A 15861-nucleotide genomic window follows, 5' to 3' on the forward strand; every position below is an offset into this window, starting at 1 on the left:
TATTAAGTGATGTGATTTAGATTATGAGGGAAGATTTAGAGACGGTTATCGAATACATGGGTCATCGCTATAAGACCTTCGATCCGTTTATCATTGCTGAAAAACTAAATATTCAGGTTGACTGGCGCCCATTTGGTGCACATCCTGCTGGGCAAACGAGACACTACCCTACAATAGGTGGTGGCAAAGCACCGATGATATTATTAAATGAGCGTATTCGCAATACACCTGAACGTTATTTTGCTATGGCTCACGAATTAGGACATGTTTTAGAGCACGAAGGATTAGATGGCTATTACGACTTTGATCGCCGAAATCGAAGTAAAGTTGAAGTTGAGGCTGATTCTTTTGCCGCACACCTACTGACGAATTTTTTTGTTGAGGAATACGATCGGGCTGCTGACAATTATCAAGAATTAGTTTGGACATACGGCTTTCCTAAACTCAGTGACTATTAAATCAATACTAGTTGTATACACTTTATAGCATGGGACTATCTTAATTATTATGTCCAAATACTGATCGACACTAAAAGCTGATTAAGTTTGGGGGAATTACAAATGAATAAGCACCACAAACTCATTGCACAGGTTAGTGTACTTAGTTCACTTATGTTAGGCGGCGTTATCGCTCCACTACCTACTTCGATGCACAATAACGACCAAGTTACTGTGCAAGCAGCAAAGAAAAAATACTATTTCAAAAAGGATACAGCAAAATTAAGGGACTTGAAAATTAAAATTGATAAAGTTCGTTTTCTTAGCCCTTCTGAGGATGGTACTACAGACAAAAATATGGTTGTATTTGAATATAGTATTACAAACCTATCAAATAAAGACATTGATGCAGTTACTGGATGGCAGGCCGTATTTAACGCTTATCAAAAAAATAAGGATACTGAAGGTAAGCTTGAAGTGGGTTCTACGCCGTCTGAGTATCAAGATGCGATAGACGTTCAAACTCAAAAAATCAACAAAAATGGAACAGTTAAATGTGTTACAGCCTATGAATTAGCTGATACAAAAACTCCAGTCGTTTTAAAAGCTACCAAAGGATTTGAAGGTAAAAAGTTAGGGCAAAAAACATACAAGATTGGTACTTTTGAACAAGCTAAAGACTATAGTACTGAGTCTGCAAATTAACACTTAGGCTATTTGGGAGGATTTTATGGAAGTAAAGTATGGGCGTTCATCTTTTTTTGATGGTGGGTTATTACAATTTATCGGCTGGTCAATTCTTGGTATTTTAATTACATTCTTCACACTTGGAATTTGTTATCCTTGGGCTCTAACAATGTTGTATGGCTGGAAAATAAATCATACTGTAATCGATGGTAAGCGAATGAGTTTTCATGGTTCAGCCATTGGGTTATTTGGTAATTGGATCAAATGGCTGCTACTCACTATAGTTACACTTGGTATCTACAGCTTTTGGGTCAACGTTAAACTTGAAGATTGGAAAGCTAAAAATACATCTTTTGCATAAGTTATTGTATCCCCTGCCGGTGCACCGTGGTTCGATTCCATGGAGGGGAATTTAAATTTTAATTTCATTTAAACTTTGGAGGGTATAAAATGAATAAAGAATCTGATACAGTAAATAAACCAAAAGTAATTTCTTTTATCAACATGAAAGGCGGCGTTGGGAAGACGACTTTATGTATTAATACCGCTGATTACTTATCTAACAAAGGAAATAAAGTTATTATACTTGACTTGGATCCGCAATTTAATGCAACTCAAGCTATGTTGCTACAAAAAACACGTTTATCAAAGTACGATGAAGAAAAAAACAATATTGATGATGAATCACAAGAAGAAAACGATATTATTCGTGCAGAAGCAGATTCTGCTAAATATTATGAGAAATTATCTGATGACGAAAAAACGGTCATGCAAATTTTCGCGCCTACAAATGCTAATAAAGATACTAAAAAGGATATCATTATTTCATACTCAGAAAATTTAGATTTTGTGCCTGGTGATTTAGAGTTATCAGCCGTTATTGCTGGTGACACAGCAGGTAAAGTAGGTGCAATTCAAGATTATATCGATAATTATCTTGAAAGTAATTATGATTTTGTATTAATTGATTGCCCCCCTACATGGTCTATTCTAACCCACTCTAGCCTGTACGCTTCTAACTATTATGTTATTCCAAGTAAAATTGATTTCTACTCTTCGATAGGTATAAATTCTCTACAAAATAAAATTAAAGAGAAGCTGCTAGATGATAGCTTATATAAAGCAACAGGAAAGAAATTAAAAAATTTAGGTATCATCTTTTCAATGACAACAGGGTTAAAAGCTGAAGCAGCCATCAGAGACATCGTTGAACGTGATTTTTCAAATAAAATAGAAATTTTTGCCGGTGAAATTCCATTAATAAAATCTGCTTCATCTGCTTTTATACTCTATTCAGAAGTTGAAGATAATGGATTATACTCAAATTTAACTAATGGATTCGAAAAATTTGCGACTCAGTTTATGGAAAGGATCTCACAATGACAGAAAATAGTAACTATGTGAAGAAAATAATAAAGCAAGTTGATATTTTACAAAGTAATAAACTAGATTCGGAGGAATCTATCAACTATTTTACAGGTTTTATGTATTCATTAATATTGGATAAGACTGTATTCAAACGAAATGATGAACTACCTGATTTCATTTTCAATTTTTTCCTAAAACCATTTGGATCTATGCAATATAAGGATTATGTATATAAAAGTAGAACGCTTCTAGGTGCAAGAGTATGCAGACATATAATTGATGATTTTAATTACTCTGATACTGTTAAATTATCGAAAATAATCTTAAATTATTTAGAAAAAAAGTATGCCTTGGGACAAGATGAGAATGCTCATAAAAAGTTAAATAGTATAGCAAACGAATTATCAGGATGGCTAAATCAATGAATCAAGATCAAAGTCGTACTAGAATCGCAAATCAAGAATTTGAACTAATAGATGATTTACTCCCAAAAACGCTGGCAAGGTTAGATGAAATTGGAAATAAAAAGCTTTATAAATCTTATAAGTATGTTTATTTCATTCATTATTTTACAAATAGGTTTGAATTGCGTAAATTCACTAATGACGAATACTTTAAAGTTTCCATTTCATTTTGTAACGAAGCCTACATATCCATGATGTTAAATCAAAAAAACGCTTCATTACTACTATTAAGATCTTCAATCGAAAACTTTATTAAGTTTATGCTGAATTATTATGGACTGGACATTGACCCTACAAGGTTTAAAACTAACAAAGGTACTCTGCAAAAATCAGGTCTTCTAACAACTGATTTAAATTCAAAACTTGATCGATTACTTTCATTTTATAATGATTTTTCCGGTTTATCACATTCAGCAACAAATATTAATACAGATATTATTGAGTTCCTAAATTTAGCAACAACATTAAGACCAACGAACTTTAACAAGAATTACTGTTCATTTACAAAAATAATGAAAATCTATATTTATTTTATTATCAGTATCTGTAGCGAGTCCTTAATAAAATGGGATACTGCCGATTTGAAAAATAGTTTATCGATTATTTTCTCGGACTATGAAACAATCCAAATAATTAGTGAAATCAAAGATAACGAATAGCAGCCCTTCAAGGGCTTTTCGTTATCCCATTAAAGAACATACGTTCCCTACTTGCATAATCAAGTCTTGAAAATTCATCTTATTAGGAGGTCATTATCATGGCAGAAGGTTATATTCGCCACCGTGGCGACAGTTATTATTATTCGTTTGAAGCGGCTGTAATTGGTAGCAAACGTAAGCGTATCGAGCGTTTTGGCGGTCATACAGAGAAGGAAGCTAAAAGAGCCTTACGTAAGGCTATCGCCGAGTATGAGCGTGCTGGAATCGAATACGAGCTATCAAACCTGAGTATTTCTGATTTTTTTGATTACTGGTTCAAAAAATATGTAGAACGTAATTTGAAGTATAATACTCAGCATAATTACAAGAATATTATTGATAAGTATATCAAGCCACACCTAGGTAATTATAAGCTTCGCACCATTGGCCCTGCTGTACTGCAAAAATTCATTGATGATGTTTCTGAAATCGTTGACGATCGAACTCACCGAACTTTAGCTAAACACACCGTTGAAATTATTTTTACGGTTCTTAAGGGTGCATTTCGTAAGGCCGTTTATCCATATCAGTTTATTCGGGACAACCCGATGAACTATGTTGATATGCCTAAATACAATATAAAGCCGCATAAATCACGTGAAGATTTGAAAATCATCACCTTGCAACAGTACGATCAGATTCTACAATTCACACCGCCTGCCGATTCATTTCATATACCACTCCTGATCGGTTTTAATACTGGAATGCGCCGCGGCGAAGTTTGTGGCTTACAGTGGGATATGGTCGATTTAGACGCTGCAACAATCAAAGTTGAACGTAATATGATCCAACTTACTGGACACGACTACGAACTGGCATCCCCGAAAACAGCTGCAAGCTATCGCACGATCCTTATTGGTAGCTCACTTTTGAATGAATTACGTACCTGGCACAAACAGCAAATGGAAAATCGCTTACGTTATGGCAGCTATTACTTTGAATCAAATTTTGTTTGCACTCACGAAAATGGTAAGCCTGTAACCCCCAACTCGATCAAATACAAGTGTGGTCATATCTCTAAAGAATTAGGCTTCCCGTTTAATTACCATTCCCTGAGACATACCCATGCCACGCTATTATTAGAAAATGGTGCTAAGCCTAAAGAAATTCAGGAGCGACTCGGTCACTCACGGATCTCGACTACATTGGATACCTACTCGCATGTCACCCAAAAGATGAAGAAAAACACAGTGGATATTCTGGAAAGAATACAAAAAAACAGCTAGGCAATTAAGCCTAGCTGCGTCGGAAAAATATACATTTATTTTTGTATATTCCTACGATCAAAAAATCACGTAGGAAAATCGTAGGAATTCACCTATTTTGTGGAACATTATTTTCATGTAAGTCCCTATTTCTTGTGACTTTCTTCCTCGTCGGTGCGTAAAACAGCCATGAAGGCTTCCTGCGGCACTTCCACGGAGCCGATCTGTTTCATTCGTTTCTTGCCCCGCTTTTGCTTCTCAAGTAATTTACGTTTACGGGAGATATCACCACCATAACATTTAGCTAAAACGTTCTTTCGTAATGCTTTAATGTTAGTTCGCGCAATAATTTTATTCCCAATAGCTGCCTGAATAGGTACCTCAAATTGCTGCCGGGGGATAATTTTTTGCAACTTCGCGACGATTTCGCGACCACGATCAAAAGCAAAGTCTTGATGAACAATACTGCTTAAAGCATCGACTGATTCACCATTAAGTAAAATATCCATTTTAACTAATTTACTTTCACGGTAACCTTCAATTTGGTAATCAAGTGAGGCATAACCCTTAGTGCTGGATTTTAATTTATCGAAAAAGTCATAAATAATTTCTGATAACGGCAAATGATAAATCACGTTAACCCGGTTGTTATCTAGGTATTCCATCGTGTCAAAGTCGCCCCGCTTATTCTGCGACAATTCCATGACCGCACCAACATAATCATTAGGCACCATGATCGAAGCATGGACAAAAGGTTCTTCAATCGAACGAATTGAAGCCGGATCAGGCATCTCCGAGGGATTAGCAACCACTTTTTGGCTACCATCAGTTAAGTTAATATGATAAATAACCGACGGCGCCGTTGTGATCAAATCCAGATCAAATTCGCGCTCCAAACGCTCTTGGATCACATCCATGTGCAATAGGCCTAAGAATCCACAACGAAAACCAAAGCCTAATGCTTCTGATGTTTCTGGCTCAAAGGTTAAAGCAGCATCATTTAACCGTAATTTTTCTAGTGATTCACGTAATTCATTATATTTTGAGGAATCAACTGGATATAAGCCACAATAAACCATTGGCGTCATTTTTCGATAGCCTTGAATAGCATTCGTAGCCGGATTATTGGCTAAGGTAACTGTATCACCGACCTCCGTGTCCTGAATCGTTTTAATGCTAGCTGTGATGTAGCCTACGTCACCAGCCATCAGCATTTCTCGTTGAACCGCCTTAGGTGACATTACGCCGACTTCAGTCACTTCAAAAGTTTTACCGCTTTGCATTAATTTGATCGTATCGCCTGGTTTAACAACCCCTTCAAAAACCCGTGTGTTCAGAACGACCCCACGGTAACTATCATAAACCGAATCAAAGATCAAGGCCCGTAACGGTGCCGTCAAATCACCTGTTGGCGCGGGAATATCCGTGACGATTCGTTCCAGGATCTCTTCAATCCCAACACCTTGTTTAGCACTTGCCAGCACAGCGTCCTGGGCCCCAATGCCAATATCATCCTCAATTTCTGCTTTCACGCGGTCCGGATCGGCCGCCGGTAGATCAATTTTGTTGATCACCGGAATAATCTCCAAATCATTATCAATCGCCAAATAGACGTTAGCTAACGTTTGTGCTTCCACACCTTGAGCAGCATCAACCACTAAAACGGCCCCTTCACAAGCTGCCAGACTACGCGAAACTTCATAAGAAAAATCAACATGGCCTGGAGTGTCGATCAAATGAAAAGTGTAGGTTTGGCCGTTTTTAGCTTGATAGGCCAATTCAACTGCATTCAACTTAATTGTGATTCCCCGTTCACGTTCAAGATCCATTGTATCCAGGATCTGGGCCTCCATATCGCGTTTAGCAACAGTGTGCGTCAATTCTAAAATTCGATCGGCTAAAGTTGATTTACCATGATCAATATGGGCAACAATCGAAAAGTTGCGAATATGTTTTTGACGTTCTTGCATCGCTTTAATATCCATTATCTTGCCTACTTTCTCAATGCCCACTTGCGTAAGCCATTCCTTTAAATTATAGCAAGCTCATCGCCTGGACGCAATTGGTCTTTAGCCGCTAACAAAAAAGCAGGCGGCCTTACGCCACCTGCTTGTCACTATTTCTTTCGCTTACCAAATAATTTATCAAACAAGTTGCCTTCCGTTTCAGTCATATCTTCACCGCTAGCTTGAGCAAAAGACTTCAAAGCATCCTTTTGCTCGCCACTTAAATGTTTAGGCGTCACGACTTTAACCTTGACGTGTTGGTCACCACGACCATTACCACGCAAACGTGGTGCGCCTTGTCCGCGTAATCGGAAAGTAGTGTTAGTCTGTGTGCCGGCTGGAACTTTTAACTTCACTTTACCACTAACTGTATCAACTTGCAGTTCGTCGCCTAAGGCAGCCTGAACAAAACTGATCGGTACTTCTAAATAGATCTCAGCACCGTCTCGTTCAAACTTATCACTTGGTGCTACACGGAAAACAATGAATAGATCACCGTAAGGGCCACCGTTTTCACCAGCTTCACCTTGTTCAGATAAGCGCATCTGCTGGCCATCTTCGACCCCGGCAGGAACTTTGACCTTAACACTATGCCGCTCTTCTTCATGACCAGAGCCATGACAAGTTGGGCATTTTTCTTTGATTTCTTTACCAGTACCATGACAGACATCACAGACCTCGCGGGACTGCATCCGCCCTAACGGCGTTTGCCGTGTGACTTGGATATAGCCAGAGCCATGGCATTTATGACACGTATCCGGTGTCGTACCTGGCTTAGCACCAGTTCCATTACAAGTATGGCACATTGCTTCACGAGTATAAGAAATCGTTGTTTCCTTACCAAAAACCGCTTCTTCAAATTTAAGATCCATTTGATACTGTAAGTCAGAACCCTGGCGTGGCGCATTTGGATTGGCGCGTTGACCACCGCCACCACCGAAAAATTGGCTGAAAATGTCGTCAAAGCCGCCAAAGCTTTGACCGCCACCACTAAAGCCACCAAAGCCTTGGCCGCCAAAACCGCCCTGACCTTGAGGACCGGCAGAACCATATTGATCATATTGCGCACGTTTATCTGCATCGCCTAAAGTTTCGTAAGCTTCCGAAATATCCTTAAATTTTTGCTCCGCATCAGGTGCTTTATTTAAATCAGGATGATACTTTTTGGAAAGCTTACGGTAGGCGCGTTTGATTTCATCTTGTGAGGCGTCACGACTAACCCCCAAAGTTTCATAATAATCTTTATCCGCCATGCGTACTAAGAACCTCCTAGAAATTTAACGTATTTGAAAAAAGGCGTCCATATTCCTGCGCTTAGTTGGCAGGAATCAATTTCTTCAAATTCGTTTCTACTAAATCAATTGAAAAATTTCAGTGCCTGTTTAAGCAGCCAAAAAGGATGCTTTTACCAAGACACGCCGCTACCCTAAAAAACTTTGTCAAGCATACCATAGATTAAAACAAAAAGCCAAAAGCCGCAATGGCTTTGGCCTTTTGTTGGAAAATATGCTGCTTGTTTTTTAGCACAAACGTATTCCGTAGAGTAGCCACTTTCCTCTAGTTACAATTAATTAACGATCCGCTATGCGTATCCTATAACTAATCTAGACTAGATTGCTGAGTGCTCTTCGTTATATATTCTACTTCTTATCCTTGTCAGGATCGACTTCTTCAAAGTCACCATCAACAGTGTCGCCATCATCTTTCTTGGCATCATCTGTAGTTTGACTAGCTGCCCCAGCAGCATCGCCGCCTTTAGCTTGTTGTTCTTTAGCAGCTTGTTCATACATTTTAACGGATAAATCTTGGACGATCTTGTTCAAATCATCGCGTTTAGCCTTCATGTCGTCTAAGTTGTTTTCATCTTGAGCTTTCTTCAAAGCAGCCTTAGCGTCTTCAGCCTTTTTGATTTCATCGTCGGACACTTTGCCCTTCAATTCCTTCAAGGTCTTATCAGTTGTGAAGAGGAGTTGTTCAACGTCATTACGCAAATCAACTTCTTCTTTCTTCTTCTTATCGGCATCAGCATTTTCTTCGGCTTCTTTTTGCATCCGTTCAATTTCTTCGTCCGAAAGACCTGAAGAACTCTTGATCGTGATCTTTTGTTCTTTTTGCGTACCCATGTCTTTAGCCGAAACGTTAACGATACCGTTCTTGTCAATATCGAACTTAACTTCGATCTGAGGAACACCCCGTGGTGCTGCTGGGATATCAGCTAATTGGAAACGCCCTAACGTTTTGTCGTCAGCTGCCATTGGCCGTTCACCTTGTAAAACATGGATGTCAACGGCTGGTTGGTTATCAGCAGCGGTGGAGAAGACTTGTGACTTGCTTGTTGGGATCGTTGTGTTACGATCGATCAACTTAGTGAAGACACCACCCATAGTTTCGATACCTAATGATAATGGCGTAACGTCAAGTAAAACAACGTCCTTAACATCACCAGTGATGACCCCGCCTTGAACCGCAGCACCTAAGGCAACGGCCTCATCCGGGTTGATCGAACGATCTGGGTCTTTACCGGTCCATTGCTTAACCGCTTCTTGGACGGCTGGGATCCGAGTTGACCCACCGTTTAAGATCACCTTATCAATATCACCTAAGCTTAATTTAGCGTCACGCAAAGCGTTGTCAAATGGTACCTTCGTCCGCGCAACTAAATCAGCAGTCATTTCATCAAATTTAGCCCGAGTCAAGGTTTTTTCCAAATGTAATGGACCTGCATCACCAGCAGAAATAAATGGCAAGCTGATCTGTGCTTCATTGACTCCAGATAAATCTTTTTTAGCTTTTTCAGCAGCATCCTTTAACCGTTGTAAAGCCATTTTATCTTTGGCAAGATCAACACCGTTTTCTTGCTTAAATTCAGCAACTAACCAGTCAATGATCTTTTGGTCAAAGTCATCCCCACCAAGGTGAGTATCACCATTTGTGGAAAGTACTTCAAAGACCCCATCGCCTAATTCAAGGACGGAAACATCAAAAGTACCGCCACCTAAATCATAAACCAAGATCTTTTCATCGGCGTCACCTTTATCCAAGCCATAAGCCAATGCTGACGCTGTTGGTTCGTTAATGATCCGTTGAACGTTTAAACCGGCAATTTTACCAGCATCCTTAGTAGCTTGCCGTTGGCTATCATTAAAGTATGCCGGTACCGTAATAACTGCATCGTTAACTTCTTCGCCTAAATAATCTTCAGAGAATTTCTTGATGTATTGTAAAATCATGGCCGAAATTTCCTGTGGCGTGTAAGATTTACCGTCAACTTCTACTTTATAGCCTGCTTCACCCATGTGCCGTTTGATTGAAGCAACGGTGTTAGGATTTGTGATTGCTTGTCGTTTAGCAACTTCACCAACTTGAGTTTCACCGTTCTTGAAAGAAACAACAGATGGTGTGGTCCGATTACCTTCTGGATTTGTGATAATTTTTGGTTCGCTACCTTCGAGTACGGCAACAGCTGAGTTAGTCGTCCCAAGGTCAATACCGATTACTTTAGCCATAAATTCTAACCTCTTTACTTATTTTAGTTTTTATTGTGCGACTACAACCATTGCAGGTCGTAAAACACGATCCTTAAGCTTATAGCCCTTTTGCAAGACCTGTACTACAGTATCAGGTTTTTGATCACCTTCCACAGCGACAGTTTGCACTGCCTGGTGAATGGTCGGATCAAAGACTTGATCTGCAGCTGCGATCTCAATGATCTGATGATCCTTCAAAGTGCGTTCCAAATGGTCGTACACCATTTGGACCCCCTTTTTCAATTGTTTACCATTTTGATCACTAACATCAACTGCCAAAGCACGCTCTAAATTATCGATCACTGGTAAAATATCTTTGATCAAGTCTTGGCCCTCGTACTTCAGTAATTGCTCACGCTCTTTTTTAAAACGATTATTCATATTTTGGATCTCGGCTTCTGCCCGTAGATACTTGTCTTCGGTACCGTCAACCTTATCCTGCAATGCCTTGATCTGTTCAGCCTGCGGATCTTTCGTTTCTGCCGCTGCACTAGTTGCCGTTTCAGCGGCAGTACTATCAGTCTGTTTTGGTGCATCACTAGCTGTACTTTGTGGTGCTGCACTAGTTGCTAAATCCTTTTCTGATGGAAATTCCGCCTTTTGCGTCAACTTATCTTCAGCTGCTGCTTGCTCTTTCTTAGCCAAACAAATTCACCTCCAATGATCACTCATCCCCGCGATGGGTATAATAATCAGTTATTTTTTTCGCCAACTCTTCGCGGAAAACATCCAGTAATCCAATCATCCGTGAATATGGCATACTCGTTGGACCTAATAGTGCGATCATGCCTTTACCGTGATCACCGACATCATAAGTGGCCGTGATCAAACTAAAATTGCGTAATAGATCACTGGTCAATTCATCGCCTAAACGCACCTCGATCGTCTGGTCTGGCACACCGATCAATTTAGCCAAATCATCATTCTGATCGATCAATGAGTAAAGTGACTTCAATTGATCCACATTTTTCACTGTCGCCGGGTTAATCAGATTCATTTTACCGTCAACGTAGAAGCGCTCCTGGGCGGCCTTCTTTAACACATTGCCGAAAATATTCAAAAAACCGGTCGGCGTGATCATGTAATGCGTTAACAACTGTGGAATATCACTTTGCAGCTTTTGAATCACTTCAGTTAACGATAAACCAACCAATTGATCATTGATGATCCGAATAGCCTTCTCCAGGCTTTCACTATCTAACTCCTGCGGCACACTAAAAATTTGATTCTCCACCGCACCATTGTCGGTTACTAGGATCGCCATTACTTGATGATCACCTAGCGGAACCAGTCGAAACCCAGTAAGCCGCGCATCCCGTAACTCAGGTCCTAACGAAATTGCCGTGTAACTTGTAAGGCTCGAAAGAATCTTAGCCGACTGGGCAATGATTTGATCGATCTGGTGATAGCTTTGGTCAAAGGACGTTTCGATCACGGCCAGATCACTGGCATCAACACCACTTGGCTCAACTAAATGATCCAGATAATAGCGATAACCTTTAGTCGAAGGAATGCGTCCAGAAGACAAATGAGTTTTTTCGATCAATCCCATATCTTCTAAGTGCACCATCTCGTTGCGTACCGTGGCCGAAGAAACGTGCATTGGCAGTTGGTCCAATAATTTTTTGGAACCCACTGGCTGACCACTTTCAGTATACAAACGGACAATTTCCTTTAAAATCACTAGTTGTCGTTTGGTCAGCATTCGAACCACCTCTTTTTAGCACTTGATACATTTGAGTGCTAACACAATTATTAATATAACAACTCCATCGCTTTAAGTCAAGGCACCAGCTGGTTTTTCCAGTAAAAATTAGAAAATCGGTCGCAAGCCGGAGAAATAGCTCCTGCTTAATCACGATGATGTCAAAAAAATCGCCACCTAATCGGCGCGACTTTTGATGTTCTGATTTTAAGTTTCATCATCTAATAAAAAGGCCTGAAAAACTTCATTCCCCATAAATTCGCCGCGCCGAGTTAGATGAATATGCTGCTCATCTTCTGCTAATAAACCGCGCTTCACTAACGCCGCAATCGTTGTGCCATACAGCTCGGCCATAGGTAAACCAAATTTAATAGCAAAATGTTGCTTATTAACGCCAGCTGCAGTTCGCAAACCGAGAAACAGTTCTTCCTCAATTTGCTCACTACGTGGCAAAACATGCCGCTGTAATACTGGTACATGGCCAGCATGTAGTGGCGTTAAATATTGTTGGATCGGGCCAAAGTTTTGGTAGCGTTCCTTTCCTAAATAGCCACTAGCACCGGCACCAAAACCAAAGTAATTGTCATTCTGCCAATAAGTTAAATTATGTTGTGATTCATAGCCTGGTCGTGCAAAATTACTGATCTCATATTGCCGGCGACCTGCTTGCGCAAATTTGTCGATCGCCAGTTCATACATATCAGCTTCTACATCTTCCGACGGTAAATGTAATTTACCCTGACGCATTAAATTATAAAACACGGTTTTCCGCTCTAAAATTAATGAATACGTCGAATAATGGGGCAGATCTAAAGCAATCGCCTTATCCAAACTATCAGTAAAGTCGGCCATACTTTGCCCTGGTAAACGGAAGATCAGATCAATACTGATATTTTCAAAACCAACTTTACGAGCATTGGCAATTGCGGTATAAACATCGGCACTGCGATGAATTCGCCCAATTTTTTTCAGCACCTCATCATTGAAAGATTGCACGCCGATACTTAAGCGATTCACACCATATTCATGTAGCACCGTTAACTTATCCGTGGTCAATAAATCATTAGGATTAGCCTCAAAAGTAAATTCATGGCCGGTAAATGGCAAAATTTCCTGCATACCTTTAAGTAATCGTTCTAGCTGCTTAGGCGTTAATGTAGTTGGCGTACCACCACCAACATAAAGCGTATCGATCTGTTTTTCCGGGTGAGCCAGCGTTACCAACCGCATTTCTTGTAATAAGCAGTCAATATAATCATCAACAGGCTGTCCCGCTAAAAAAACTTTGTTAAAATCACAGTAGTAACAAATATGCTCACAAAAAGGAATGTGAATATAAGCGCCGGTCATAGCGTTACCTGGCCGCTATGTGTTGCAAAATAATCACGCGTATGTTGTTCGTCTTGAGTCAGCTGGGCGATCAAACCATCAGCACCAGAAAATTTAACTTCGCCGCGCAAACGGGAGAACCAAGCAACTTGTACTTGCTCACCGTAAACCATTTGCTTAAAGTCAAGCACATAAATCTCCACAGTGACCAAGTTATCATCACCAAACGTAACGTTACGCCCAATGGAAGCCATACCTAAATGCCATTGACCATTGATAGCTAATTTAACCGCATAGACACCGAGCGCCAGCATATGCATTGTGGGATCAACCGTTAAATTCAGTGTGGGAAAACCGATCGTTCGTCCCCGCGCAACACCGTGAACAACAACCCCTACTGTTCGGTAAGGATAGCCCAATAGCTCGTCGGCTAAATCAATATCCCCCACTTTGATCGCTGCTCTGATCCGTGTAGAGCTGATCTTAGCTGCAGCAGTTTGTTGTTGGGGAACTTCAACGACTTCAAACCGCTTTGCAGCATAATCAATTAGATCAGTCATCGTGGCCCGATCAGCACCAAAGGTATAATCAAAACCAGCCACTGCAACCTGAGCGTGTAACCCAATAATATATTGCTCAACAAACTCTTGCGGGGATAAAGCACCAAAGGTTGATGTAAATTCTACAATATATAAAATATCAACACCTAATTGGCGCATTAAATCGATCTTCATTTCCGGTGTAACCAAATACTTCATTTGTTCTGAATCTAATTTATTAAATACTAAACTAGGGTGTTGATTAAACGTCATTACCGCTAACGGTAACTTCTTTGTCTTAGCGATCGCAGCTGCCTGCTTGATCACTGCCTGGTGCCCACGGTGAACGCCATCAAAAAAGCCTAACGTCAATACAATTGGTGTCTCATCGATTTGTGTTTGTGCATAGGGATGATGGATCCGAACAATCTTCATAACCTAAACTCCAATCTAAAAATTAATCATTGGCCAGAAACATTTTTTCCGGCTGGAAAAGGTGCGGATATTCTGAATGGGGCCGATATAGGGCCTTGATCTTACCTGCATAGACCAACGCGATCACCTCATTTAGCGCCGTTAGCTCTGCCCGCGGTAAAAAAGCCCCATGTTGAACTTTATCCCATTGTTCACTGGTTAATTCAACCTGTGGATAGTCACTTAATGCTGATTCCAACGGCCGTAAAACCGTCATGATTTTCCCCGAAGCAGCCAGTTGTGCTACCGTATCTAGATCAACGGTATCCGCCAAGGTAAAGCCGCCACTTTGAACGCGAGTCAACGCAGACATTACTGCGGCCACCCCTAATTTACGGCCCAGATCCACTGCTAGGGTCCGGACGTAAGTCCCTTTGGAACAGCTGACTTCAAAACGAAACTTTTCCGTACCGGCAGCCCTATCGAATTCTGGCTCACTTAAGCGTTTAAAAGTGGTAATTGTTACTTGCCGGTGTGGCCGCTCCACCGTTTCACCAGCACGAGCATAATCATATAAGCGCCGTCCCTTTACCTTGACTGCAGAAAACATAGGCGGAATTTGCGTAATGGAGCCAATAAAGGCCGCCAACTGCTGATCAATTTCGGCTGCAGAAAAAGCGGTCGCTAATGGCGTTGTTGTCACAACTTCACCATCGAGATCTTCTGTTGTAGTGGCAAAACCGAGCGTCACTTCACCGCGATACGTTTTACCACTGGCAACCAAATAATCTACGACCTTGGTTGCCGTACCAATGCAGATCGGCAATACACCATCCACGTTGGGATCAAGCGTACCGCCATGACCGACACGCCGCGTATGAAATAAATGCCGCAATTGCGCATCACAGTCGTGACTGGTCATTCCGCGCGGTTTATATAGTGGTAAAATGCCATTCATAATCGTTCCTCCGAATTCTTTCTTTCAACTAGTTCTGCAAACTAAATTATTATAGCACATTGCACTAGTCCTACTTCACTTGCCAACTAATAAATCAATGAGAAATTGATCAATATAAAAAAAGAGTTGCAACAATGATTGTCGCAACTCTGCTAAACACTTCAATTAACGTTCTTCGCGATGTAATTGATTGATCAATTCGTCAATACGATTACCGTATTGAACCGATTCATCACGGGCAAAAGTTAACTCTGGAATTTTGAACAAACGAATCCGCTGGCCTAATTCTTTACGAATCAAGCCGGTTGCTTTTTCCAACCCACGCTGTGCTTTTTCACCATCGCCAGCTTTATCCGAAAGAATACTATAATAGATTGTTGCTTGTTGTAGATCGCCAGTAACATTGACGCCAGTGATCGTCACACCAACAACTCGCGGATCACGCACCCGCTTCATTAAAATATCCGTCGTTTCCTTTTGAATTTCTTGGGAAACGCGGCCAATGCGATATTGTGCCATTGCGT

Annotated in this window: 16 protein-coding genes; 7 read left to right on the forward strand and 9 right to left on the reverse strand. The window is 40.6% G+C overall.

Translation table 11 applies throughout. The annotated features are described in order from the left end of the window. Positions 1–23 precede the first annotated feature (23 nt). From FFM78_RS04320 to FFM78_RS04350, 7 genes are all read left to right on the forward strand, one after another. Positions 24–458, forward strand: a complete 435-nt coding sequence (locus FFM78_RS04320) for an ImmA/IrrE family metallo-endopeptidase (protein ID WP_137637210.1) — start codon at positions 24–26, stop codon at positions 456–458. 102 nt (positions 459–560) lie between these two features. After that, a complete protein-coding gene (locus FFM78_RS04325; protein ID WP_137637211.1) occupies positions 561–1142 on the forward strand; it encodes a DUF5067 domain-containing protein in 582 nt (193 codons plus the stop codon). A 25-nt stretch (positions 1143–1167) separates the two neighbouring features. After that, positions 1168–1485: a DUF898 family protein gene (locus FFM78_RS04330; protein WP_137637212.1), complete on the forward strand. Its 318-nt coding sequence runs from the start codon at positions 1168–1170 to the stop codon at positions 1483–1485. An 89-nt stretch (positions 1486–1574) separates the two neighbouring features. Next, entirely contained in the window at positions 1575–2507 is a 933-nt protein-coding gene (locus FFM78_RS04335) for a ParA family protein (RefSeq protein WP_137637213.1), read from the forward strand. Further along, on the forward strand, positions 2504–2917 hold the full coding sequence (locus FFM78_RS04340; RefSeq protein WP_137637214.1) for a hypothetical protein: 414 nt from the start codon (positions 2504–2506) through the stop codon (positions 2915–2917). Before FFM78_RS04335 ends, FFM78_RS04340 begins: the two co-directional genes overlap by 4 nt. Beyond that, positions 2914–3615 carry a hypothetical protein gene (locus FFM78_RS04345; protein WP_137637215.1) on the forward strand — a complete coding sequence of 234 codons (702 nt, stop codon included), beginning with the start codon at positions 2914–2916 and terminating at the stop codon, positions 3613–3615. Before FFM78_RS04340 ends, FFM78_RS04345 begins: the two co-directional genes overlap by 4 nt. Positions 3616–3713: 98 nt before the next feature. Then, positions 3714–4880 (forward strand): tyrosine-type recombinase/integrase, encoded by a 1167-nt coding sequence (locus FFM78_RS04350; RefSeq protein WP_137637216.1) that lies wholly within the window; start codon positions 3714–3716, stop codon positions 4878–4880. A 125-nt stretch (positions 4881–5005) separates the two neighbouring features. Here FFM78_RS04350 and lepA read toward each other — a convergent pair whose 3' ends face one another. From lepA to rbfA, 9 genes are all read right to left on the reverse strand, one after another. Further along, complete coding sequence (gene lepA, locus FFM78_RS04355; protein WP_137637217.1) at positions 5006–6844, reverse strand: translation elongation factor 4; 1839 nt, start codon at positions 6842–6844, stop codon at positions 5006–5008. A gap of 131 nt (positions 6845–6975) precedes the next feature. Beyond that, the gene (dnaJ, locus tag FFM78_RS04360; protein WP_137637218.1) at positions 6976–8118 is read right to left on the reverse strand and encodes a molecular chaperone DnaJ; all 1143 of its coding nucleotides are present in this window, start codon (positions 8116–8118) and stop codon (positions 6976–6978) included. Positions 8119–8505: 387 nt separating this feature from the next. Continuing rightward, positions 8506–10371 carry a molecular chaperone DnaK gene (dnaK, locus tag FFM78_RS04365; protein WP_137637219.1) on the reverse strand — a complete coding sequence of 622 codons (1866 nt, stop codon included), beginning with the start codon at positions 10369–10371 and terminating at the stop codon, positions 8506–8508. 30 nt (positions 10372–10401) lie between these two features. After that, positions 10402–11037, reverse strand: a complete 636-nt coding sequence (grpE, locus tag FFM78_RS04370) for a nucleotide exchange factor GrpE (RefSeq protein WP_137637220.1) — start codon at positions 11035–11037, stop codon at positions 10402–10404. 19 nt (positions 11038–11056) lie between these two features. Continuing rightward, positions 11057–12097: a heat-inducible transcriptional repressor HrcA gene (gene hrcA / locus FFM78_RS04375; RefSeq protein ID WP_137637221.1), complete on the reverse strand. Its 1041-nt coding sequence runs from the start codon at positions 12095–12097 to the stop codon at positions 11057–11059. Between the two features lie 207 nt (positions 12098–12304). Continuing rightward, the gene (gene hemW, locus FFM78_RS04380) at positions 12305–13447 is read right to left on the reverse strand and encodes a radical SAM family heme chaperone HemW (RefSeq protein ID WP_137637222.1); all 1143 of its coding nucleotides are present in this window, start codon (positions 13445–13447) and stop codon (positions 12305–12307) included. Then, on the reverse strand, positions 13444–14400 hold the full coding sequence (gene ribF / locus FFM78_RS04385) for a riboflavin biosynthesis protein RibF (RefSeq protein ID WP_137637223.1): 957 nt from the start codon (positions 14398–14400) through the stop codon (positions 13444–13446). Before ribF ends, hemW begins: the two co-directional genes overlap by 4 nt. Before the next feature lie 22 nt (positions 14401–14422). Then, positions 14423–15337: a tRNA pseudouridine(55) synthase TruB gene (gene truB, locus FFM78_RS04390; protein WP_137637224.1), complete on the reverse strand. Its 915-nt coding sequence runs from the start codon at positions 15335–15337 to the stop codon at positions 14423–14425. A 165-nt stretch (positions 15338–15502) separates the two neighbouring features. Further along, a complete protein-coding gene (gene rbfA / locus FFM78_RS04395) occupies positions 15503–15856 on the reverse strand; it encodes a 30S ribosome-binding factor RbfA (protein WP_137637225.1) in 354 nt (117 codons plus the stop codon). Positions 15857–15861: the final 5 nt, after the last annotated feature.

The organism is Loigolactobacillus binensis (assembly GCF_005405165.1).
GTDB lineage: Bacteria > Bacillota > Bacilli > Lactobacillales > Lactobacillaceae > Loigolactobacillus > Loigolactobacillus binensis.

What these genes read in the sequence shown, in the direction of transcription:
- FFM78_RS04320 (WP_137637210.1), top strand. Translation starts at nt 24, where the DNA reads ATGAGGGAAGATTTAGAGACGGTTATCGAATACATGGGTCATCGCTAT.
- FFM78_RS04325 (WP_137637211.1), top strand. Translation starts at nt 561, where the DNA reads ATGAATAAGCACCACAAACTCATTGCACAGGTTAGTGTACTTAGTTCA.
- FFM78_RS04330 (WP_137637212.1), top strand. Translation starts at nt 1,168, where the DNA reads ATGGAAGTAAAGTATGGGCGTTCATCTTTTTTTGATGGTGGGTTATTA.
- FFM78_RS04335 (WP_137637213.1), top strand. Translation starts at nt 1,575, where the DNA reads ATGAATAAAGAATCTGATACAGTAAATAAACCAAAAGTAATTTCTTTT.
- FFM78_RS04340 (WP_137637214.1), top strand. Translation starts at nt 2,504, where the DNA reads ATGACAGAAAATAGTAACTATGTGAAGAAAATAATAAAGCAAGTTGAT.
- FFM78_RS04345 (WP_137637215.1), top strand. Translation starts at nt 2,914, where the DNA reads ATGAATCAAGATCAAAGTCGTACTAGAATCGCAAATCAAGAATTTGAA.
- FFM78_RS04350 (WP_137637216.1), top strand. Translation starts at nt 3,714, where the DNA reads ATGGCAGAAGGTTATATTCGCCACCGTGGCGACAGTTATTATTATTCG.
- lepA (WP_137637217.1), bottom strand. Translation starts at nt 6,844, where the DNA reads ATGGATATTAAAGCGATGCAAGAACGTCAAAAACATATTCGCAACTTT.
- dnaJ (WP_137637218.1), bottom strand. Translation starts at nt 8,118, where the DNA reads ATGGCGGATAAAGATTATTATGAAACTTTGGGGGTTAGTCGTGACGCC.
- dnaK (WP_137637219.1), bottom strand. Translation starts at nt 10,371, where the DNA reads ATGGCTAAAGTAATCGGTATTGACCTTGGGACGACTAACTCAGCTGTT.
- hrcA (WP_137637221.1), bottom strand. Translation starts at nt 12,097, where the DNA reads ATGCTGACCAAACGACAACTAGTGATTTTAAAGGAAATTGTCCGTTTG.
- hemW (WP_137637222.1), bottom strand. Translation starts at nt 13,447, where the DNA reads ATGACCGGCGCTTATATTCACATTCCTTTTTGTGAGCATATTTGTTAC.
- ribF (WP_137637223.1), bottom strand. Translation starts at nt 14,400, where the DNA reads ATGAAGATTGTTCGGATCCATCATCCCTATGCACAAACACAAATCGAT.
- truB (WP_137637224.1), bottom strand. Translation starts at nt 15,337, where the DNA reads ATGAATGGCATTTTACCACTATATAAACCGCGCGGAATGACCAGTCAC.
- rbfA (WP_137637225.1), bottom strand. Translation starts at nt 15,856, where the DNA reads ATGGCACAATATCGCATTGGCCGCGTTTCCCAAGAAATTCAAAAGGAA.